Genomic DNA, 22,236 nt, shown 5'->3' with positions numbered 1-22,236 from the left:
TCAGGGGCAGTCCATCTCAGGTGGGACTCCAAAGAAGCTGTCGGATTCTGGTAAAAGTCTCTCCTGGCTATAGGCCCTCCACCCTCTGGGTCTTCAGGAGTCCGACTTGACACGCCGCCAGGCCTCGCTGCTCCCGGAAGTCGCGCTCGAATCCTGGGCCGCCACCTTGCGTCCGCCGGCGCGTACGGCCGTGCGGCGCTTCGAGAGGCGAGCCCAGGAGGTGTCCTCCGCGGACCTCCTCGCCGCCATCGCCGGCCACCTCGATGCCGTGGAGGAGGCCCAGCGGAGCAACGAGTTCATCGATCTCGACATGGCACGCTCCCTGGCGCAGATTGCCCGCCAGCTCACCGTGCGACTGGAGACACTCCCTCCTCAGCGGCGCATCGTCGCGGCGGCAGCCATCCTCTACTTCGTGAAATCGGATGACGCCGAGGATGACCTGAGCTCTTCGGTCGGCTTTGACGACGACGCCGAAGTCCTGAAGTCCGCCCTGCGGTATCTCGAGCCCTGAACTCCCACACCACCGCCATGAGACCCGCCCGCGCTGCCCGCGAAGCCTCTGCCTCTGCCTTTGCCCCTGGAACCCGCATCCGCGTCCGCGACGAGGAATGGCGAGTACGTACCTGCGAGCCCATGGGAGATGGCCACTACGCCATCCACTGCATCGGCGTCTCCGATCTGGTCCGACAACACGAGGCCATCTTCCTCACCCAGGTCGACCGCGACATCCAGCCGGTGCGCGTGGAGGACACCAAGCTGGTCCAGGACACGAGCCCCCACTACCGTCGCTCGCGGCTCTACCTGGAGAGCCTGCTGCGACAGATGGCGCCCACGGATGCGCTGCTCTGGCGCGGCCATCGGGCGGCGATGCAGCCATCCCCCTATCAGCTGGACCCGGCCTCCCTGGCGCTCTCCTCGCTTCGCCCCCGCATCCTCATCGCGGACGCGGTAGGCCTGGGCAAGACGCTCGAGGCGGGCGTCCTGCTCTCCGAGCTCATCGCCCGCGGCCGGGCCGAGCGTATCCTTGTCGTGGCCATGAAGAGCGTCCTGGCCCAGTTCCAGAAGGAGCTGTGGACGCGCTTCTCCATTCCCCTCATGCGCCTCGACAGCGAGGGCCTCGAGAGGATTCGCCAGCACATCCCCGCGGGTAAGAACCCCTTCCATCACTACCGCCGGGCCATCATCAGCATCGACACCCTCAAGAACGAGCGCGAGTACCGCCACTGGCTGGAAGAGTGCCAGTGGGACGCCGTGGTGGTGGACGAGTGCCACAACGCCATCAACCCAGGTACCGGGCGGAACCGGGTCGCTGAGCTGCTCGCCTCGCGTACCGAGGCGCTCATCCTCACCTCCGCCACGCCCCACAACGGCAAGCCGGAGAGCTTCGCCACGTTGATGAACATGCTGGAGCCCACGGCGGTGGCCAATCCCAGTAGCTACGGCCCGGAGGACATCAAGGGCCTGTACGTGCGCCGCTTCCGCAAGGACGTGGAGAAGCAGGTCCAGGGCGCATTCAAGCAGCGTGACGCCCAGCTGGCCTGGGCGGACGCCTCCCCCGAGGAGGAGTCCGTCTTCGACGCCCTCGAGGAGGCCCGCTTCCACACCCTGGACCGCCATGTCCGCCTGAGCAGGAAGGGCCGAGCGCGGGACGTGCTCTTCCGCACCACGCTGCTCAAGGCGTTGCTCTCCTCGCCGCTCGCCTTCCTGGAGACCGTGGAGCAGCGCCGGAAGAACCTCCGCGAGCGAATCGCCTCGAAGCCCGAGGCCGCCTCGGACTGGCGCAAGGATCTGGAGACGCTGGACCAGTTGCACGCGCTGGCCTCCGCCATCGACCTGCCCCGCTTTTCCAAGCTGCGGCTCTTCCTGGAGCACACCCTCCCCGCCTTGGGAGTCCGGGGCAAGCCCGGAGATCCACGGGTCGTCATCTTCTCCGAGCGCCTGGTCACCCTGGAGCTGCTGGAGACAGTCCTCTCCAACCGGCTGGGCGTCCAGCGCAACCTGGACGCTCCAGGGGATGGAACCCTCGCGGTGCTCAGCGGGTCCGAGAAGGACACGGATGTACGCGCCATCCTCGAGTCCTTCGGCTCGAAGGACGGGAAGGTCCGGGTGCTTCTCGCCTCGGACATGGCCTCCGAGGGCATCAACCTGCACTACTTCTGCTCCCGGCTGGTTCACTTCGACGTGCCTTGGTCCCTCATCCGGCTGGAGCAGCGCAATGGGCGCATCGACCGCTATGGCCAGTCGGAGACGCCCCACATGCGCTTCCTGCTTACCCGCTCCCAGAACGGGCGGACCAAGGCTGATCTCCAGGTGGTGCAGAAGCTACTGAAGAAGGAAGAGGAGGCACGCAACAACCTGGGCGACGAAGGGGCGCTGCTTGGACTCTTCGACGCGGAGCGCGAGGAGGACTTCGTGGCGAGCACCATCTCCTCGGGTAAAGACCTGGATGAGGAAGTACAGGCACTCCAGGCCGAGCGCGCTGGCGCCGAGGCCGAGGATGCGCTCTCCGCGAACTGGCTGCTCGATCTGCTCGCGCACAGCACGGAGACAACCTCCACGGAGCGGCTCACAGCGGAGCCGCCCTCGCTCTATCCGAGCGACGCCGCCTTCTTTCGCGAGGCGCTGGAGCACCTGGAGCCCGAGCTGAAGGACTCCGGACAGCCGATCCAGCTCACCTGGCACCCTCAGCGCGACGAGGTCACATTCCGCGCTCCCGACGACTTGCAGCGCCGCTTCAGCTCGATGCCTCCCCAGGCCCGGCCGCGCGAGGGCAGGCTGCACCTGTCCGCGGATCCCAAGGCTGTCGAGCGCGCCATCACCGAGAGCCGGGACCGCCAGGGAAGCTGGCCCGAGCTCCAGTACCTGTGGAGCCAGCACCCAGCGGTCGAGTGGGCAGCGGATCGTGTCTCCCTCTCCTTCGGCCGGCTGGAGGCGCCGGTCCTGGTCATCCCCTCCCTTCAAGAGCGGCTCGAGGTGGACGCCGTGGCGCTCGTGGAGGGAACACTCACCAACCGCCGCGCGCAGCCCGCGGTGACGCGCTGGATGGGGCTGGGCACGAAACTGGGGAAGCAGCTGGAGGTTGCGCGGATCATCGGCCTGGAGGAAGTCCTGGAGCTCGCCGGGCTGCGCGGCAAGGTTGCCAACCCGGGCCTGTCCGCGCAGCTCCTGACGTCCCTGGAGGCGGCCCGTCCGCTCTGGCGGGAAACCACGGAAGCGGAGATGCGCCGCCTACGCTCTGAGCGCATGGCCTCCATCAAAGGTGAAGTGCGGCAAGCCGAGGAGCGCAGCAGCAAGTGGGCCCAGTCCCGCCTGGACGCCATCGAGGAGGCGCGCCAGCGGCTGGGCGCGCAGGGCACCTCGGGGCTCGCGCGGCGCCGCCGGGAGCGGCTGGACCGCGAGGAGGCCCAGGTGCTGGAGCGCAAGAAGGAACGACACACCTGGATCCAGCAGACCCTCTCCACCGATGAGCGCGCCCACGTGAAGCTCATCGCCGTGCTGGTCGCACGCTGAGGAAGACACGAAATGGCCTTCACACCGCGTGGCATCAAGAACGTAGGCGAGTTCTACAGCCAGCATTACCTGGACGAACTGCTGGAGAAGGACCTCAAGGGGCTCCTACAGCACTTCGGCGAGGAGAGCCCTCAGAAGGCGCTCAAGGGGCTGCGCAAGAAGTACGAGCAACTGCGCCGCGCCGAGAAGGCGGACCGCGAGCGGCTCACCCAGTCCTTCCACCAGGAGCTACTCACCGTCCTTGGCTACCCGGTGGATGACCGGGAGCTCCACGTAGAACTCGAACCGGACCTGCTGGCTCGGGTGCTCCTGGACCTGTCCGTGGACGGCAAGCGGCGGGTGGTGGCGGTGGAGGCCCCCATGCTGGAGCCGGAGCGAAGCCTGCTGGAGGCACGGCCGCTCCCTCCCTCGACGGTACGCCACACGGAGGGCGAGACGTCGTTCCAGGAGGACCTGGAGGAGCTCATCAGCACGCTGTTCACCCTGGAGGAGCCGCCTCGCTGGGTGCTGGCCATGGCCGGGCGCGAGGTGCTCTTGGCGGAGCGCAGCCGGTGGGGCCAGGGGCGCTATCTGCACTTCGACCTGGACACCGTGCTGGACGGAGGCGCCTCGCTCGAACTCACGGCGGCCGCGGCGCTGCTCTGCCGCGAGGCGGTGGCTCCCGAGCAGGGCACTGCCGCGCATGATCTGCTGGACGAGAACTCCCACCGCCATGCGTATGGCGTGTCCGAGGACCTCAAGTACAACCTCCGCGAGGCGGTGGAGCTGCTCGGCAACGCCTGGGTCCGCCACCAGCGTGAGTCCAAGAAGAAGCTCTACGAGGGAGATGGCACCAGCCTGTTCGACGACACGCTCGCCCGCGAGCTCACCAATGAGTGCCTCACGTTCCTCTACCGGCTGCTCTTCATCTTCTATGCGGAGGCGCGGGGTGAGGAGCTGGGCGTGCTGCCCATGAACAGTGAGAGCTACCGGCTGGGCTACAGCCTGGAGCACCTGCGCGACCTGGAGCTGGTGCCGCTGCACGGGGCGGAGGCGCGCGGGGGCACCTTCATCCACGAGAGCATCGAGCAGCTCTTCGCACTGCTGCACCGCGGGCAGCGCTTCGCGCAGAGCGATGCGCTGAGAAACCAGAAGTTCACGTTCGAGGTGCCCGCGCTGGACTCTGCGCTGTTCGACCCCCGGCACACCCCACGGCTGTCTTCGGCTCGCCTGCCCAATGAAGTCATGCAGCAGGTGCTGCAGCTGCTCTCGCTGTCCCGCGAGGGCGCCAAGGGCAAGGGGCGCAAGCGGGGCCGTGGCCGCATCTCGTATGCGCGGCTGGGCATCAACCAGCTGGGCGCGGTGTACGAGGGCTTGCTCAGCTACACCGGCTTCTTTGCCCGCGAGAACCTCTACGAGCTCAAGAAGGAGGGCAAGAACGACGACGGGGACGTGCTGGAGCAGGTCTTCTTCGCCCGGGCATCGGAGGTGGAACGCTTCAAGGACGAGGAGTTCGTCCAGATTCCGGATCCGCTGGATCCCGAGCGGAAAACGAAGAGGAAGGTGTACCCCAAGGGCTCGTTCGTCTACCGGCTGGCGGGCCGGGACCGGGAACGCTCCGCCTCGTACTACACGCCCGACGTGCTGACGCGGTGCGTGGTGAAGTACGCGCTGAAGGAGCTGCTCCCCGGCAAGAGCGCGGACGAGATTCTCAAGCTCACGCTGTGTGAGCCGGCCATGGGAAGCGGGGCCTTCCTCAACGAGGGCATCAACCAGATCGCGGACGCGTATCTCGAGAAGAAGCAGGCGGAGCGCGGAGAGCGGATCCCTCAGGCTCAATACGCAATCGAGCGCCAGCGGGTGAAAGCGTACCTGGCCACGCACAATGCCTACGGCGTGGACCTCAACCCCGTGGCGGTGAACCTAGCCAAGGTCTCGCTGTGGCTCAACATCTTGGGGCCTGGAATCCCAGTGCCGTGGTTCGACCTGCGGCTGGGAGTGGGCAACTCACTGGTGGGTTGTCGTCGGCAGGTCTTCCGGGCGAAGGACGTGCTCCGGAAGCCCACGAAGACGGCGCCCAACTTTCTCGGGCTGGTGCCAGAGGCTGTTCCCCTGGACCAGCCGCTCCCGGAAGACGGCATCCTCCATTTCCTGCTCCCCGATGAGGGGATGGGAGCCGTGGCGGACGACAAGGTGGCGAAGTCACTCGCCGAGAAGGAAGTCACGAAGCTCAAGGAGTGGCGCAAGGCCTTCATCTCCGCCGCATGGACGAAGGAGGAGGTGGAGCGGCTGCGCTCCCTGAGTGGATCAGCGGACCGGCTGTGGAAGCGCCATGTGGAAGATCGACGCCGCGTGCTGGCCCGGACCGCGCAGGCGGTTCCAGTCTGGGGGCAGCCCCCAGAGGCGGCGGCACAGCACCTGACCCCCGACGAGCGGGAGCGCATCGTCACTGAAGACCTGAGCCAGCCAGGCTCTGCGGGGCAACGGCTCCAACTGGCCATGGACGCATGGTGTGCGCTGTGGAACTGGCCTCTGGAGAAAGTGGGCAAGCTGCCGAAGCGGGAGGAATGGCTCTCCGGGCTTGAGGCGCTGCTCGCAACTGAGGGCCCAGTTGACGTGGCGCCCGTCAAACAGGCTCACCCATGGCTTGCACACGTAGGCGGCGGCTTCTTCCACTGGGAGCTCGTCTTCGCTGAAGCTTTCGCGGACCGGGGTGGCTTCGATCTGCTGCTCGGAAACCCACCGTGGGTGAAGTTGGAATGGAGGGAGGCGGGCATCCTCTCCGAGTTCGACGCCACCTTGGGCGTGCGAGACCACAGCGCCGCAGAACTGGCGAAGATGAGAAAAGCGCTGCTGAACAACGAGCAGCGGACGCGGGATTACCTGAACGAGTTGACTCAGACCCTCGGGCTCAAATCGCTCCTGGGCGCGAATCAATGCTATCCGCTCCTCCAGGGCGTACAGGCCAACCTCTACAAGAACTTCCTGTCATTGGGATGGACGCTGGGATCGAACAGCGGTGTGGCTGGCTTCATCCACCAGGAGGGCGCGTTCGATGATCCCAAGGGCCGAGCGCTACGTGCCGCCATCTATGAACGATTGCGCTTCCGCTTCGAGTTCATGAACAAGCTGATGCTGTTCAAGGAGATCGAAGACCAGAAGCACTACGGACTGCTAATCTCCACCTGCCGGCCTCGGATCTCCATCTCCTTCAAGATGATGGGCAACTGCCTACATCCCAAAGTCATCGATGACTCCCTGATCCACCTGGGGGTAGGAGCGGTACCCGGAATTAAGGACGAAAGCGATAACTGGGACGTTAGAGGCCACAGTCATCGAATTATCAACATCGATGAGCAGACCTTGGGTCTCTTCGCCAAACTGTACGACGAACCTGGAACTCCAGCTCGAGAAGCCCGACTCCCTGTGGTGCACAGCACAGAAATGCTCCGGGTACTCGAACGGCTGGCGGCGGCTCCCAAACTCGCCGACATCAGGGACCAGTGGTTCGCGACAGTTATGTGGGACGAAACCAATCGCCAACATGACGGGACAATCGTCGCCAAGGAGCATGATTGCCGCAAACCGGAGGAATGGATCGTCTCTGGACCACACTTCTATGTGGCCCGCCCATTCAACAAGACACCCAATCCGGGATGCAAACACAACCAAGACTACGCGCAGGTTGACCTCACCCACATACCGGATGAATTCCTGCCACGAACCCTCTACTCCCCCAAATGCAGCTCCAAGGAGTACCGCGCGCGCACGCCGACATTCAAAGAGCGCCCTGTCACCGACTACTACCGGCATGTCCACCGGCGTCGGCTCGCAGTCACGGGAGAAAGAACCCTCATCTCCACAATTATTCCCCCCGGGGCGGGTCACCTCGACTCAGTCACGTCCGTCACCTTCGATGATGAGAAGCTGCTGCTTGAGACATCGGCATTTGCAACAACCGTGATTGCCGACTTTCTTGTTCGTTCAACAGGAAAGGCGGATTTGCGCGGAGCCGACTTCAGTCAGCTTCCCGCAGTACGCATGCCGCAGGATGCGATCGACAGGCTTTTGAGCCTTACCTGCCTCACCGAGCACTACAGTGCACTCTGGGAGAAAAACTGGAGCGGCAGGAGCCGGAAGCTCAACTGGACAAAGCGAGACCATCGACTCTCGTCTACTGCTCTTAGTTCTACCTGGACGAGACAGTCTGCCTTGCGCAATGACTTTGAGCGCCGCCAAGCGCTGATCGAAATCGAAGCTCTCGCGGCGCTTGCGCTCGGTATGTCGGCCGAAGAGTTGTGCCAGCTCTACCGAACCCAATTCCCCGTCCTCCAAGGCTACGAGCGCGAGAACCGCTACGACCAGACCGGCCGTCTCGTCTCTACTGCGGTCCTGAACCTGGTCACCAAGCGAGGCCAGGCCGAGGGAACGATTGCGGATCCGAACGATTTCTCCATCACTTATCTCCTGCCGTTTGACGGCTGCGATCGCGAGGCGGACATGCGCCAAGCCTACGCGGAGTTCCAGCGCCGCCACTCCGAGGCAGATTCGGAGGTGGCCTGATGCTGCCTTCTCAGGTGGCCGAGCAGGTCCGCCGCTCGATCGTCGATTACCTCCAGACGACCTTCGCCTTCACCCGTAGCGAGCTGCGCGACGGTCTGGAGCGCTTCCTCCTGGACCCGGAGCGCGGCCTCTTCAAAGGCCCCTACCTCTCCATCCGCCTGCCCTACAAGAAGGCCCCGGCGGGCGAACCCGTCCCCCTGGACGTCCCCCCCCCCTTCGTTCCCTTCGTCCACCAGATCCGCTCCTTCGAGCGCCTCTCCTCGCGCGAGGACCGCGAGCCGCGGCACACCCTGGTCACCACCGGCACCGGCTCGGGCAAGACGGAGTGCTTCCTATACCCGCTGCTGGACCACTGCGTCCGCAACCATGGCCAGCCAGGCATCAAGGCCATCGTCCTCTACCCCATGAACGCGCTCGCCACCGATCAGGCGCGGCGCATCGCCTCCATCCTCGCCAACGATGACCGGGTGCGAGGCAAGGTCCGAGTGGGCCTCTACATCGGCGGCAACCAGGAGGCCTGTGAGACCCCAGGCAAGGACGAGCAATCCCTGATCGCGTCGATGCTGTTCACCGATCGGCAGGCCATCCGGGCCCAGCCGCCGGACATCCTCCTCACCAACTACCGGATGCTGGACTTCCTGCTGCTGCGGCCGGAGGACAGCGTCCTCTGGAAGGACAACGGCTCCCGCACGCTCCGCTACCTCGTGCTGGACGAGCTCCACACCTATGACGGGGCCCAGGGCAGCGACGTCTCCTGTCTCATCCGCCGCCTGCGCGCGCGGCTCGGGGTTGCCCCCCGGGAGCCAGGCTTCACCTGCGTGGGTACATCCGCCACCGTGGTCTCGGGAGACGACGCCTCCGAGTCCGATCAGCAGTTGCTCCGGTTCGCGGGCCAGGTATTCGGAGTCCCCTTTCCCGGCGACGCCATCATCAAGGAGGAGCGCGAGGGGCTGAACGCCTACCTCCGCGCCTCCGTGGATTTCGAGCCGCCCTCCTACCCTCGCGAGCGCTCGGAGCTCGAGCCCCGAAGCGACGAGCCGCTGGACGCCTACTGCCGCCGGCAGGCCGCCCTCTGGCTGGGACCCCAGGGAGCAGCGGATCCGTTCTCCGCCGCCGAGTACCTTCGTGGCCACCCGCTCCTGCCGTTGCTCATCCGGCAGGGCCAGCGCGGGGTGCGCACCGAGGCCGAGCTCTGCGAGCGGCTCGCCCAGGGAGATCCCGACTTCGAGGCCATTCCCCCCGAGACCCGCCTCGCCGCCCTGGACAGCTTCGTCGCGATCATCTCCTGGGCTCGCCGCAGGGAGGGAGTTCGCGAGCTGCCGCTGCTCACCGTGCAGGTCCACCTGTGGACGCGAGAGCTGCGGCGCCTGCTGCGCCGGGTCCACCCCACCGAAGTCGCCTTCTGCTGGCCCGAGGATCGGCTCCCGGAAGGCGCGGTGGCACTCCCCACCTACTACTGCCGGGAGTGTGGCCATGCCGGGTGGGTGAGCCTCCAGCACCAGGGAGATCGCCAGCTGTCCCCCAACCCCAAGGAGATTTTCCGCGCCTACTTCGAGCGCTCGGAGTGGCTGCGCTATGTAGCCCTGGGTGACGAGTCGCTGGAGTCCGAGGAGCCGCCCAAGTGGCTCAACGCCTCCACCCTGGAGCTGCGGCGGCTCGAAGACGCCCCCGCCCAGGGGGGCTTCAAGGTCCACCTTCACCACCACGCCACCTCGACGGGCCGGGACTCCAAGCGCTGCCCGGCCTGTGATACCGATCAGGCGCTCATCATGGTGGGCGCGCAGGGCTCGACGCTGAACTCGGTCAGCGTGGCCCAGTTCTTTTCCTCGAAGCTCACCGCGGACAAGAAGCTCCTGGCCTTCACGGACTCGGTGCAGGACGCCTCGCACCAGGCGGGCTTTCTCACGGGCCGGACCTACCGCTTTTCCCTTCGCTCGGCGTTCCTGCAGGCCCTGCCCGAGCAGGGGCATGTCCCCCTCGACCAGGTGGGGCCGCTCACCATCGCGAGTCTGGACCAGCGGCTGGGAGTGGCCCGGTCCACCGCCACCCTCTTCGCCCCCGAGCGGCATGACGAGCCGGCCTACCGGGCCTTCATGGAGCACCCGGCCGCGCAGCGGCCCCGCCCGCTGGAGCAGGCGGTCCAGGAGCGGGCCTCCATCGAGGCGGTGCTGGAGTTCGGCTACAACGCCCGCGTCGGCCGGAGCCTCTACAAGGTCGGCAGCGCGGCGCTCAGCCTGTCCCCGGACGCCCTGGAGCGCGCCGCCACGTACCTGGCCCACTTGCTGCCCAACGAGCTGCCGGGCCTGTTCCGCCACTGTGACGATCCCGCGCTCGCGCTCAGGCGTTTGACGCTGTCGCTGGTGCATCGGGTGGCCTCGCGCGGAGGCGTGCACCACCCCGTCTTCGACGCCTTCCTCCGGGAGGGCGCTAACGACTTCATTCTCAGGCGAGACCGCAACCCGGCACTGCCGCCGCTTCCGCTCTCGGAGCGCCCGCTGCGGTTCCTCTCGCGCCACAAGAAGAAGCGCACGCTGGACCTTTGGGCCTCGCCCGAGCCCCACCGGACCTGGGCGTACGACTTCGCCCTGCGCGCGCTGGTGGACGAAGCGCACCCGCTGGACGAGGCGCTCTCACACGAGCGGCTCGTGGGGGATCTGGATCTGCTCCAGAACTTCTTCGGGCTCATCCAGGAGCGGCTGGTCGCGGAGGATCTGCTCCGGGACTACGGCCGCGATCGGGGTGACTGCCTCGGCATTCCGCTCTCCTCCTGCCGGGTGACGCGAGAGGTCCGCATGCTCCGGTGCGGCGTCTGTGGCCACCTGCTCACCCTGAGCCTGGCCGAGGCCTGGGTGCTCGAGGGCGGCCGCTGCATGGGGTACCGCTGTGTGGGCCGCTATCAGGGAGACACCCGCCCCGAGCAGCACTACTACCGCGCGGTCTACGCCAGCTCGGACATCCAGCGGGTGTTCGCCGAGGAGCACACGGGCCTGCTGACCCGGGGCGAGCGCGAGAAGGTGGAGGAGGAGTTCAAAGAGGGCCAGCCCGCAGACGCCCCCAACCTGCTGTCCGCTACCCCCACGCTGGAGATGGGCATCAACATCGGCGATCTGTCGGGCACCCTGCTGGCAAGCGTGCCGCCCACGGTGGCCAACTTCGTCCAGCGCGCGGGCCGCGCGGGGCGGGACACGGGCAACGCGCTGCTGCTGACGCTGGCCCGGGCCCGCTCGCACGACCAGTACTTCTTCCTCCACCCGCCAGACATGATCGCCGGATCTGTGACCGCGCCAGGGACCTTCCTGGACGCTCCGGAGATGCTTATCCGGCAGTTCAACGCCTTCTGCCTGGACCAATGGGCCCGCAATGAACCACGCGCGGTCATCCCCCGCAACGTGGCGGCCATGCTCTCGGCGGAGGTCGCCGGCCGCTTTCCACGCGGCTTCCTCGGCTGGGTGGAAGAGCGGCGAGAGGAGCTGCTCGGCCAATTCCAGGGGATGTTCGGCGATGCCCTGTCGGCGCCCAACCGCGTCCGGTTGGAAGAGGCGGCAGGCGAGCTTGGAGATCGGCTGGGCAGCCGGCTGCGGCAAACCCGCGAAACAGTCGAGGAGCTGCAGCGCCTGCGCACGCGCCTCAAGGAGCGCCAACGGGCGCTGCTGGAGCGGCCGGACCCCTCCCTAACACGTGAAGGCCAGGAGTTGGAGCGGCAGGACCTCGAGACGGACCTGCGCGTGGTGGAGACCCGGCTCCGCGACCTCAACAATCAGTGGGGCCTCGATTACCTGGTAGCCAACGGCTTCCTGCCCAACTACGCGCTGGCGGAGCCCGGCGTCACGTTGAGCTACGTCATCACCGGAGCCCCGAGCGCGGACGGCTCCCGGCGCCTCAGCGACGAGCTGCAGCGTCCCGCGGGGCGCGCCCTGCGGGAGCTGGCGCCCTTCAACTCCTTCTACGCGAAGCGGCGTAAGGTGGTCGTGGATCAGGTCCGCGCGGGGACGCGTGACCACTCGCGCATCGAGCGGTGGTCTTTCTGCACGGAGTGCTCGCACACAACCCTGTGGACAGCCGGGGATGTTCCTCGGAGCTGCCCCCTGTGCGGGACCGAGGGCTTCGGGCAACAAGGCCAGGTGCGGGAGGTGCTGCGCCTGCAGGAGGTAGGCGCGCGCCAGCCTCACCACTCGAGCCTTCCGCTGGATGACACGGACGAGCGCGCCCAGGAGCGCTACCGCGTCCAGGCACTGTTCGAGATCGACCCGGGCAAGCCCCACCGCGCCTGGGCGGATCCGGATCGGGTCTTCGGCTTCGAGTGGTTGGCCTCGGTCCGCCTGCGGGAGCTGAATCTCGGGCTGGAGCGGGAGCGAGGCCCGGACCTGGACCTGCAGGGAGCCCCCCTCCCCGCCCCCGGTTTCTCGGTGTGCGACGACTGCGGCATCGTCCGCGACCGGCAGAACACGCACCATACGCCCCGGCACCTGTTCCGCTGCCGCTCGAAGACCAGCGAGGAGCGATGGCGCGACGTGTTCCTCTACCGGGAGATGCACAGCGAGGCCATCCGCGTGCTGCTGCCGGTGGTCACCTTCGACATCGAGAGCCGCATGCGACACCTGAAGGCGTGTCTGCGCCTCGGACTGCGTGAGAAGTTCGGTGGACAGCCCGTCCATCTCCAGGTGGATGAGAGCTCCGAGCCGGCCTCGACCGGCGCTCGCCGGCGATTCCTGATCCTCTACGACAACGTGGAGGGAGGAACCGGATATCTGAAGGAGTTCGCCGAGCAGCCGGCCCGTTTCCTGGAGCTCTTCGAGCTGGCGCGAACCCGCATGCGGGCTTGTTCCTGCAACCGGGGCAATACCAGGGCGGGAGAGCCTCCAGGAGATGGGTGCTACCGGTGCTTGTTCACCGGAGCCGAGGGGCGCCAGCTGGATGGACTGTCCAAGCGCGCGGCCCTGGAGATCATTGCATTCCTGCTCCACCCCGAGCCGAAGCTGCAAGAGGTGGCATCTCTCTCGGACATCTCAGTGGAGCCGGTGGCGGACAGCGAGTTCGAGGAGCTGTTCCTGGGCTCATCGCTCCAGGTGGCCCGGTCCCGGGGCTTCACGACACAGCGGGTCGCGGTACGGGGGCTCGATGCCTGGCGGCTGGAGCGAGGCAAGCAGGTGGTCCAGATCGTCCGCCAGGTGCTGCTGGGACGGGAGCAAGGGGTGGAGCTCGCTTCCAGGCCGGATTTCGTGTTGGAGGCGCTGACCGAGGCAGACGGGACTGCCTCCAAGCGGCTGCCCGTGGCGGTCTTCTGTGACGGCTACCGCTTTCATGCCCAGCTCGATGGCGGCGACTCCATCGTCCATGAGGACGTAGCCAAGCGGACAGCCATCGTGCGGAGCGGGAGGTATCGCGTTTGGAGCACCACCTGGGCGGACGTGGACGGTGTTGCGTTGGCCCAGATAGCTGGTCCCGAGCTGCTCGCGGAGCAGTCCTCGAGCCTGTTCTCGAAGCTGCCGTTTCTCATGAGCGCTGAGCGGGAGGCGCTGCGCCGGAACCCGGTGCTCCTCCTCCTGGATCTCTTCACCGAATGGGACGAAGCGGTGTGGACGAAGCTTGGCGCCGGCCTTTCCGCGTCGCTGCTCTCAGCCCGGGTGACCCTCTCGGATGGCGGTTGGGAACTCTATCGGGCGGAGCTTGAGGCCCGCGGGTTGGAGGCTCGTGTCGTTGCGGCACAGGGCAGGTGGGGATATGGGGAGCGCCAGCTGGGCCCGGTTCGTCTGTCCGTCTGCGTGGACCTGCCTCGCGCGAGCGCCGAGCTGCCGAAGACCCCCGGCGCGGTCGTGCGGTGGGTGCTCCACCTGCTAGACCACCCGGACGCGTTGGAGCGGGAGGACTTCCGCGACGGATGGCGGCTCTTCTTGGCTCTGTTCAACTGGATGCAGGTGCTTCCGGAGGGAACGGTCCAGACATCGCGAGCGGTGGCGCTCGCCGTGGATGGCTCCGTGAGCCCCGCACGGGAGACGCAAGGGATTCCGAGCTGGGTGAGAGAGGTGGATCCATCGATAAGGGAAGCCGCGCAGGCGCTGGCCCAAGTCGAAGTGCCGACTCCAGAGCTTCTGTCCGAGCTGGCCCGGCCCGGTTCCACCCGCGGTGCGTGGGGACAGGCCGAGCTGTCGTGGCCAGAGCAGAAGGCGGCCCTGCTGCTTGAATCTCTGGCGCCTGATTTCGATGCCCAGGACGCACAGACGCACGGCTGGAGGCTCTGGGTTGCGGACGCTGCCCTGGATGTGCAGTCGCTGATTGATTTCCTCAAGGAGGCCCGCTGATGCCGTCCGTAGAGCTGGCAATTAGCAGGGAGCTGCTGCTGCAACTGCCCCGGCTGCCCCACAAGGTGCAGCGCAAGGTCTATGAGCTGGTCGAGAACTTCGAGCAAGACTCACGCTCAGCGGCCCGTCACCTGGAGTCCATCCACGACTTCAAGGACAAGCGGGCCCGAACCGCGAGGGTCGGTGATGACTATCGGGCCATCATCATTGCTCCGGACACTGGCAACCGCTTCTTGCTGGTCTATGTGGACCACCACGACGAGGCTATGCGCTGGGCGCGCAACAAGGTCTTCGATGTCCACCCCGTGGTGGGCTCGCTACAGGTGGTGGATGTAGCGGCGGCGGCGGCGGCGGTCGAGCAGCTTCCGGCGGGGCGAGAGCCGGGTGCCTTCGACAAGTTGAAGGATCCCCAGCTTGTAGAGCTGGGGATTCCAGAGGTCCTCCTGCCCTCGGTAAGGAGAGTGCGTGACGAGGCCTCACTGCGGAAGCTTGCGCCGCACCTGCCCGAGGAGGCCGCCGAGGCGCTGACCTGGTTGCTGCATGGCGACTCGTTCGAGGAGGTCCGAGCTGCGGTAGGGCGCCCGGAGCGCAAGGTGGACGTGGACGACCTGGGGGCAGCGTTGGAGGAGCCGAGCACCCAGCGGCGGTTCGTCCAGGTTCGTTCCGCAGTAGCGCTCGAGGAGCTCCTGTCCAGGGACGTCGAGGCCTGGCGTGTCTTCCTCCATCCCGATCAGCGCAAGCTTGTGTCCCACTCCTTCAACGGGCCGGCGCGGGTACTGGGCGGCCCAGGAACGGGTAAGACCGTTGTAGCGATGCACCGGGCCAGGTACCTGGCGGAACAGGTGTGGACGGCGCCGCATCACCGCATCCTCTTCACGACCTTCTCGCAGAACCTGGCCCGAGATCTCCGGCGCAACCTGCGCAAGCTGTGCAACGGCAACGATCCACCGCGAATTGAGGTGACGCACCTGCACGCCTGGGCCGCTGGCTGGCTCCGTGAGCGGGGGGTGAAGCTGCAGATTGCCCAGGAGGAGCAGGTGCGGGAGGCCTGGGCAGAGGCCACCGGCGTCACCGGACTCTCTCGCTTCACGCTCGCCTTCGTGCAGCAGGAGTGGGAGCGCGTGGTCCAGGCGCAGGACATCCAGACAGAAACCGCGTATCTCCGTGCGAGCCGTCGCGGACGCGGCGGGACGCCGCTCAAGAAGGAGGATCGCCAGTTCTTGTGGTCGGTGTTCACAGCCTACCGTGAGGCGCTCCAATCACGGCAGCTCCACGAGTTCGTGGACGTGGTGCGCTTGGCCAGGAAGCGGCTCGAGGAGGAACGCGCTTTTCCGTACCAGGCGGTCGTGGTGGATGAGACCCAGGATCTGGGACTGGAGGAGCTCAAGCTCCTGCGGACACTGGCACCCACCGGTGCCAATGATCTGTTCCTGGTGGGAGATGCGCACCAGCGGCTGTATGCGCCACCGGTTCGGGTGTCCTCGGCAGGCATTGACATCCGAGGGCGAGGGAAGACGCTCAAGATCAACTACCGCACCACACATGAGATCCGCGGCTACGCAGTTCGGCTCTTTGGGGAGCAGCGGCGGGACGATCTGGATGGGGGTGAGGAGAGCTTGAAGGGCTATAGCTCGGTGCTCTCCGGACCAGAGCCGAAGGAGGTGTGGTTCGCGGATCAGGGCTCCGAGCTCCAGGCCGTGGTGCAGCACCTGCGCACGCTCTTGAAGGACGCTCCCGCCGAATCCGTGGGGCTTCTGGTCCGGACACGGGAGCTAGCACGCCAGTATGAGGCACGGCTCAAGGAGGCAGGGCTCCCCGTGATGTTGGTGCACGAGAAGTCCGAGCTCGATGAGGGACCCGGGATTCGAGTGTGCACCCTGCACCGAGCCAAGGGCCTCGAGTTCCACCATGTGCTGCTCTGCGGCTTGGGAGATGAGCGCTTCCCCCTGCCGGTCAGGCCAGAACTCTTGGACGATGAACTCGCTGTCGAGGAGCATCAGGCCCGGGAGAGGAACCTGCTGTTCGTCGGTGCCACGCGCGCGCGTGAGACGCTGTGGCTGAGTGGCTGGGGCAGGCACTCGCCCCTCTGAAGCGCCTCCCGCGTGCTCAGCGCTGCAACACCCCCGTGGTGTAGAGCGGCACCACCCCCAGGGCGTGGTTTTCGATGCGGAAGGTGGCCTGCTGGATGGCGCGGGCCTGCCGCTCCGCGTCGTTTCGGAATTCATGCCGCAGCTGGCGGTCCATCCGGAAGAAGCCCAGTCCATGATCCAGCCGGATGACCAGGTACTCATCATTCGGCCAGCTCAGGCGCAGCTCGCGCATGTGAGCCACGTTCCTCCGGTCGCTAACTTCCACGGAGGTGGCGCCGAGAGGCCCGAGCAACCTTCTCAGGACATCCTGCTGGGCCTGCCGGTTGTCCCAATCCTGGTTGAGGAAGGACCGTGGATTGCGGCTGGGCTCTGGCTCCGCCACCTGCACCTTGACCTGGCTGTTCGGGCGGAGCCCTCCGGTGTACCGCTGCAGCCCACGCAGCACCTCGAAGAGGAGGCGGGCGGTAATCGGCGAGCGGACGTAGCGATCGGTGTAGCTCACCTCGGCCAGGGGTTGCCCGGCCTGCAGCCGCTCACCGAGTTCGGGCACGATCCCTATCAGCAGCCGCCAGAACCGCTCCCCGAGCGTCTCGATCGGGCCGTTGAGCTGCGCCTGGATGCTCAGCTCCCGGAATTCGCCGGGCCTTGCCTTGGCCAGTTCCTCGGGCCGGGGAGGACGCGCGGTGGGCGGCGTCAGCGCCAGGGGGTTCTTCGCGGTGACACAACGTCCGGTGGCACCCAAGGCTCCCCAGTCTGGACCGGGGAGGAGCGACTGTTCCGAGGTCACTGCCCAGCGCCGGGCATATTGGGCTCCGCCCACTTCGGCGATCAGCCGGGTCCCCGCGATGCTTGCCCCTCCCGGCGGTGTGATGAGCAGCGAGATGCGGGCTCCCTCGGCTCGTGAGACGAGGGCCCGCCCTTCATCCCAGGTCAGCTGGGCGGCGCAATCCTCCGGGATCAAGAGGGAGACACGGATGCCCTCCGCGGCCCACCGGGCCAGGTGCGGCCACAGGCGCCAGTCACCGATCTCCCAGTCCGCCACCGCCCCACCCAGGTGAATCCTGCACTCCTGCGCCTCGCTGTGCCGCATCTCGGAGATGAGCGCGGTGGACAGCGGCACCGCCTCCAGCTGGGTCTCCGGACCGAAGACCGCCAGCTCGGCGGGGAGCGCCAGGGCTTGTAGCAGGGCGTCGGTGAGGACCTCCCTCCCCTCACGCCAGCTCAGCTTGTCCAGCATGTGCTGGGTGTCGAAGGCGAGCAGACATGCGTGGCACGCCTGATCGCAGTGTTTAGAGCACTCGAGGATCTCCCTGGCACGCCTCAGCAGCTCCGGCAAGCTCCCGGGAACACTCGAGACATAGCCAGCGCCCCCATCGGCCATGTCGAAGAGGAGGATCGAGCGGCGCGCCGCGTCCTGCTCCGATCGAGCCGGCACTGTCCCCCAACCGATCTCCTCCGGCCTGACACCGAGCTTCGCGGCGAGCGCTTGGCGCAGCGCCACCGCGATCGAGGAGCACGCGACCTCGCTAGTGATGGGCACGGAGGTGGTGGGCTCCTGGAGCTGGAGCTCCACGACGTCCGTGTGCAGCGCTCCCCCTAGGCAGATGTTTCGCTGGATGGCGAGCTTGGAGTCCGAATTGCCCTCGCACTCCTGATGCCCCCGGCCCCCCCGGAGCCGGGTGTGACCGGCGAGCTGCGTGGGGGGAGGCCCCTCTCGCTCCTCCACGATCTCGGACTCAGCCCGGCCGCACTCCAGGCAGATCGCGTAGCCCTTTCCGGACAGCCCCGCGCTCCAGTGGAGGATGAGGCCCTCCGGATCGTACCGGATGCGCCCTGCTTCGGGGTGGGCCAGGGGCTGCCAGCTGGCCCGGCCCGCGGAGATCCAGGGCTCCTGGACAGGGATGAAGCGCTGCCGGGAGAAGTCGTTGTGCGGCTTGCTGAAGATGTCCACGGCGAAGCCCGAGGGCTGCAGCAGCTTCATCCACGAGATATCGCTGGCGCTGCAGCGCTCGCACGCCTCGGGCTTCGAGGCCGCCGTGTCACAGGCACCACAGCGGCGGCACCGCCACGCGATGCGCCGGATCTGGAACTCCTTGCGATCCTCGTCCCCGGGCGGGAGCCGCCAATGCAGCGTCAACCCCGAGGAGTCGTAGACCATTCCATCGATGACGACGCTGCTGCCCGGGGCATACTCGCGGATCGCCACCGCGAGGTGCCGGGCCGGGTAGCCGCGCGCCTGGCCGTAGCCCTCCTCGCGCTCTGAGCGCTTGTCCTTCTCGGCCTGCGCTCGTGCCTCCAGCTCCTCGGCGGTGGTGTTGACGAACGGCACCACGTGGAGGGGAAACCCATGCGCGGGCAGGAAGCCCTCGTTGGCCAGGGTCCGGAGCAGGTACTCCCCTTCCAGCCTCCGGAGCTGGGCCCAGATCGCCCACCGCGCGGCCTGCCCCGGCGCTTGGGATCTCTTCTTCTTATCCTTGTCGGGCCGGCCCCCCGCCTCTTCCAGCTCGTACTCGAGCGCCTCGTGCTCCGCCTTCCAGCGCTCGATGATCTGGCGCAGGTTGGCCTCCGCCGCTTGGAGCAGGCGCAGCACCTCCACGCCCTGCAGGGAGGAGCGGGCCGTCAGCCGCCGCAGCCCGGCCTCGATCTCCCCATCCTCCATCGCCTTGTCCACCAGCCAGTCCGCGAAGCTCTCCGCGTAGGGCTTCGTCTCCTCGGGGGTGGGCAGGAAGAACCACTCGCACGTGAGCTGGATGCTGTCCGCGTCGAACCGCCGGAGGAAGTGCGACAGGAGCAGGGACTGGATATGGCGCTGGATGATCCGCTCGCTCTGGAGCGAGACCGTGGGCACGTGCACGGGCGTGGTGAACGGCCACAGCGGCGACTGGAAGATCGCCTCGGCGTGCGGGGCGCTCTGGCAGATGGTGAGCGTGACCGCGCGCGCCTCCCCACGGCGCCCCGCGCGGCCGGCGCGCTGGAGGAAGTTGGCGGGCCCCGGGGGCGCGTTGGCCATCGTCACGGCGGACAGGTTGCCGATATCAACGCCCATCTCCATGGTGGTCGAGCAGCTCAGGACATTCACCCGGCCATCCTTGAAGTCGCTCTCCAACCGCACTAGGCGATCCTTCGACTGCTGCGCGGAGTGCTCGTCCACCTGGTAGTAATCCGCGAAGGCCGTGATCCGGTCGCAGAACTCCGTCCATACGCCCAGCTCGCGCGCCTCCTTCACCTGCGGATCCGTCGCGAGCCACCGCAGGATGGCTCCGGGTGACTGACGCCCTTCCTCGTCCCGCCCGAAGGTGAGCGCGACAGGCGGCTGCGGCCGCGCCACCTTCTGGCATCGCGCGGTGCCTCCCGCCCAGCGCTCCGTCTGATAGGGGGAGACGCCCTGAAGGGCGGTGTCGAGCACCCGCCGGGTGATGGGGCAGATCCACCCCTCGGTCATGAGCGTCACATGGGCTTGCTGGTCCAGGGCGAGCACGAACCCTTCGTCCGTCTTGGTTAGCAGCCCCAGCTTCCGCAGCTGGCTCCAGGCTTCCTTCAGGAGGCCGTCGATGAGCTCCCGGTTCTCCGGCTTCTGCTCATCCAACTGGAGCGCCAGCGCCAGCACGCGAGCCATGCGGGGCAGGCGCCTCCCCATCACGGCCTTGGGCCACGGGTAGCGCCTGTTCTTCACGCCCGGCTCGTCCGGGTGCACGATCACCGAGCCGCGGATCTGGGTGCCGAGCATCCGCAGATAGCCGTCAGGCACATGGACCGCCGTGTGGCCACGGACGAAGAAGTCGAGACACAGCTTGAGGAAGTCCTGCCACGCTCCCAGCCCGAGCGAGGCCACCTTCCAGTCACTGGGGATATCCATGGCGGTCACCCGCTCCAGGGCGGGGTAGCTCAGCGCCACGAGCCCCAGCGTCTCCAGTGAGTTCTGCCTCTTCGGGCGGCGGACGAACTCACGGTAGAGACAGAGCGAGGCCAGCGCCTCGCCCTCCAGGACAGCGGGAGGGTAGCGCTGGCGCTGCCGCTCCGGCATCCACTCCTTGATGCCCCGATGACTGGCCAGCCAGCGGGCCATCTCTGCCCAGGGCATGGACGGCCGAAGGGCCTGGGCGCGCTTCTGCGCCAGCGCTCGGCGCTGCTCGTCCAGGTCCTGCTGCAGCTCCGGCATGGCCTGCACATGCTTCTCGAACCTAGCGACCTTGGCCTCCAGCTCCTGGAGGCCGGTCAGGTCCGCGCCCTTCTTGCGCTCCAGCAACTGGTGGTAGATGAGGCTGCGGACATAGTTGCGATCAGCCTCGAGCTGCAGCCGCGCCGCCAGCCGGGCGGTACCCTGGCGACTGTCGCTGAAGGTGATGAGCCGCCGCCCCTGGAGCGGCATGCGCTCGGGCACCTTCTCCGAGGGAGAGAGCTGCTCGAGCAGCGCCGGGATGGCGGCGCCCAGGAAGAAGGGAGCTCCCAGCCGGACGGGGCGGAACAGCTCCTCCCGATCTTCCGTTCGCTGGCCGCAGGCCATGCACTGCAGCCTCCCCTTGCGCGGGTAGATCAGGACGACCTGGGTCACCTTGTCCGCCCTCTCCGGCTCCAGCTCGCCCGTCACGGGCGAGAACCGCAGGGGTTTGGACGTCAGGCCGTTCGGCTCCCGCCCGCAGAGCAGCACCGAGTGGGCTCGAGGCGCGCTGTCCTCGTCGTCCAGTCCGTCGTCGTCCTCCCCCTCGTCCGAGTCGAACTCGAAGGTGCTCGACGAGAGCGGCTCCAGCAGATTGTTCCGCTCCTCGGCACAGAGGTACTCGCTGCCGCAGCCGACACAGAAGACCATGTCGTACACCCGCGAGTCGCACGCGTCGCAGGTGGCCCGGCGGGTGAGGAAGACCTTTCCGAACCGCCAGCTCGGACTGTCCAGCGGCCCTCCCCCACGCCCCGGGCAGTTGGAGTTGCAGCAGGCCCAGAGCCCGGTCTGGGTCCGGTGGAAGAAGTGCCCACGCAGCGGCAGGAGGCTGCCCCGCTCGTCCCGAGCGAAGCTCAGCAGATCCAGCCACTCGAGCGTCGCGGCATTCTTGTCCTCCCCCGGCTGGAAGGCCTGGGCCTTCTCCAGCTCGGAGGAGAGCTGATCAAGCCCCTGGGCCGTCCTGGCGAGCGTATTGCGCAGGGTGCGCACCTGAGGCACCGCCGCGAGTCGCTGGAAGAGCGCCTTGGGATCCAGCGTGCTGGCCTGCTCACGCGTGGGGAGGGACTCGGCGCGGGCCGGGATCGCCGCGTCCAGCTCTGGGACCGCCCTCCTGCCATCGATGAACACAACGCGGTCTGGGGAGACGCCCGCGAGATCTGCCAGGTAGCGCTGCAGCTCTCCGCTCGCTTCCTTACCACCGAACGTCGCCGAGGTGGCCACGAAGCGAACCTGCTCCGCGTCCGCCTTGAAGGCGGTCAGCACGCGGCGCAGCAGTAGGGACAGCTCGGCGGCCTGCGAGCCTACGTAGGTGTGCGCCTCATCGAGGACAATCCAGCGCAGCCGGCCACGGGACTGCTCGACGATCGGCATGTCGGACGCCCGGACAAGCATGTACTCGAGCATGGTCGTGTTGGTGACCAGGATGGGCGGCGGGGACTGGCGGAGGGTGAGCCGATCGAGCACCTGCGACGGGTTCCGCGCCTTGTTGGCGCTGCTCGTCTCCTCGGGCGTGTTCCCATTGTAGAGGCAGAAGCGCATGCGCTCGCCGAAGCTCGCGGTCCCGGTGAGCGTCAAGGTAGTTGTCGCGTGAGAGAGTTCAACCGATGCGCTTCAACTCCTGCACGGCCAGGGTGGGGTT

At 67.2% G+C, this 22,236-nt stretch carries 6 protein-coding genes; 5 read left to right on the top strand and 1 reads right to left on the bottom strand.

Annotated elements, in window-relative coordinates; all coding sequences use genetic code 11:
* The first annotated feature begins 106 nt into the window (after positions 1–106).
* From HNV26_RS21425 to HNV26_RS21405, 5 genes are all read left to right on the top strand, one after another.
* Positions 107–511, top strand: a complete 405-nt coding sequence (locus tag HNV26_RS21425) for a hypothetical protein (RefSeq protein WP_171443456.1) — start codon at positions 107–109, stop codon at positions 509–511.
* A 122-nt stretch (positions 512–633) separates the two neighbouring features.
* Positions 634–3,510 (top strand): DEAD/DEAH box helicase, encoded by a 2,877-nt coding sequence (locus tag HNV26_RS21420; protein WP_171443455.1) that lies wholly within the window; start codon positions 634–636, stop codon positions 3,508–3,510.
* Positions 3,511–3,762: 252 nt separating this feature from the next.
* A complete protein-coding gene (locus HNV26_RS21415; protein WP_171443454.1) occupies positions 3,763–8,052 on the top strand; it encodes a DNA methyltransferase family protein in 4,290 nt (1,429 codons plus the stop codon).
* A complete protein-coding gene (locus tag HNV26_RS21410) occupies positions 8,052–14,351 on the top strand; it encodes a DEAD/DEAH box helicase (RefSeq protein ID WP_171452859.1) in 6,300 nt (2,099 codons plus the stop codon). The genes HNV26_RS21415 and HNV26_RS21410 overlap by 1 nt, the downstream gene beginning before the upstream one ends.
* Positions 14,351–16,441, top strand: coding sequence for a UvrD-helicase domain-containing protein (locus HNV26_RS21405; RefSeq protein WP_171445105.1), 2,091 nt, complete (start codon positions 14,351–14,353; stop codon positions 16,439–16,441). The genes HNV26_RS21410 and HNV26_RS21405 overlap by 1 nt, the downstream gene beginning before the upstream one ends.
* A 16-nt stretch (positions 16,442–16,457) precedes the next feature.
* Here HNV26_RS21405 and HNV26_RS21400 read toward each other — a convergent pair whose 3' ends face one another.
* Complete coding sequence (locus tag HNV26_RS21400; RefSeq protein WP_171445106.1) at positions 16,458–22,172, bottom strand: helicase-related protein; 5,715 nt, start codon at positions 22,170–22,172, stop codon at positions 16,458–16,460.
* Between the last annotated feature and the right edge of the window lie 64 nt (positions 22,173–22,236).

The sequence above is a fragment of the Myxococcus xanthus genome (assembly GCF_013116825.1).
In the GTDB taxonomy this organism is placed as follows: Bacteria; Myxococcota; Myxococcia; order Myxococcales; family Myxococcaceae; genus Myxococcus; species Myxococcus xanthus_B.
This window is presented reverse-complemented; position numbering and strand designations above follow the sequence as displayed.

Coding starts and splice junctions, on each gene's coding strand:
- HNV26_RS21410 (WP_171452859.1), top strand. CDS start 8,052: ATGCTGCCTTCTCAGGTGGCCGAGCAGGTCCGCCGCTCGATCGTCGAT.
- HNV26_RS21420 (WP_171443455.1), top strand. CDS start 634: ATGGGAGATGGCCACTACGCCATCCACTGCATCGGCGTCTCCGATCTG.
- HNV26_RS21405 (WP_171445105.1), top strand. CDS start 14,351: ATGCCGTCCGTAGAGCTGGCAATTAGCAGGGAGCTGCTGCTGCAACTG.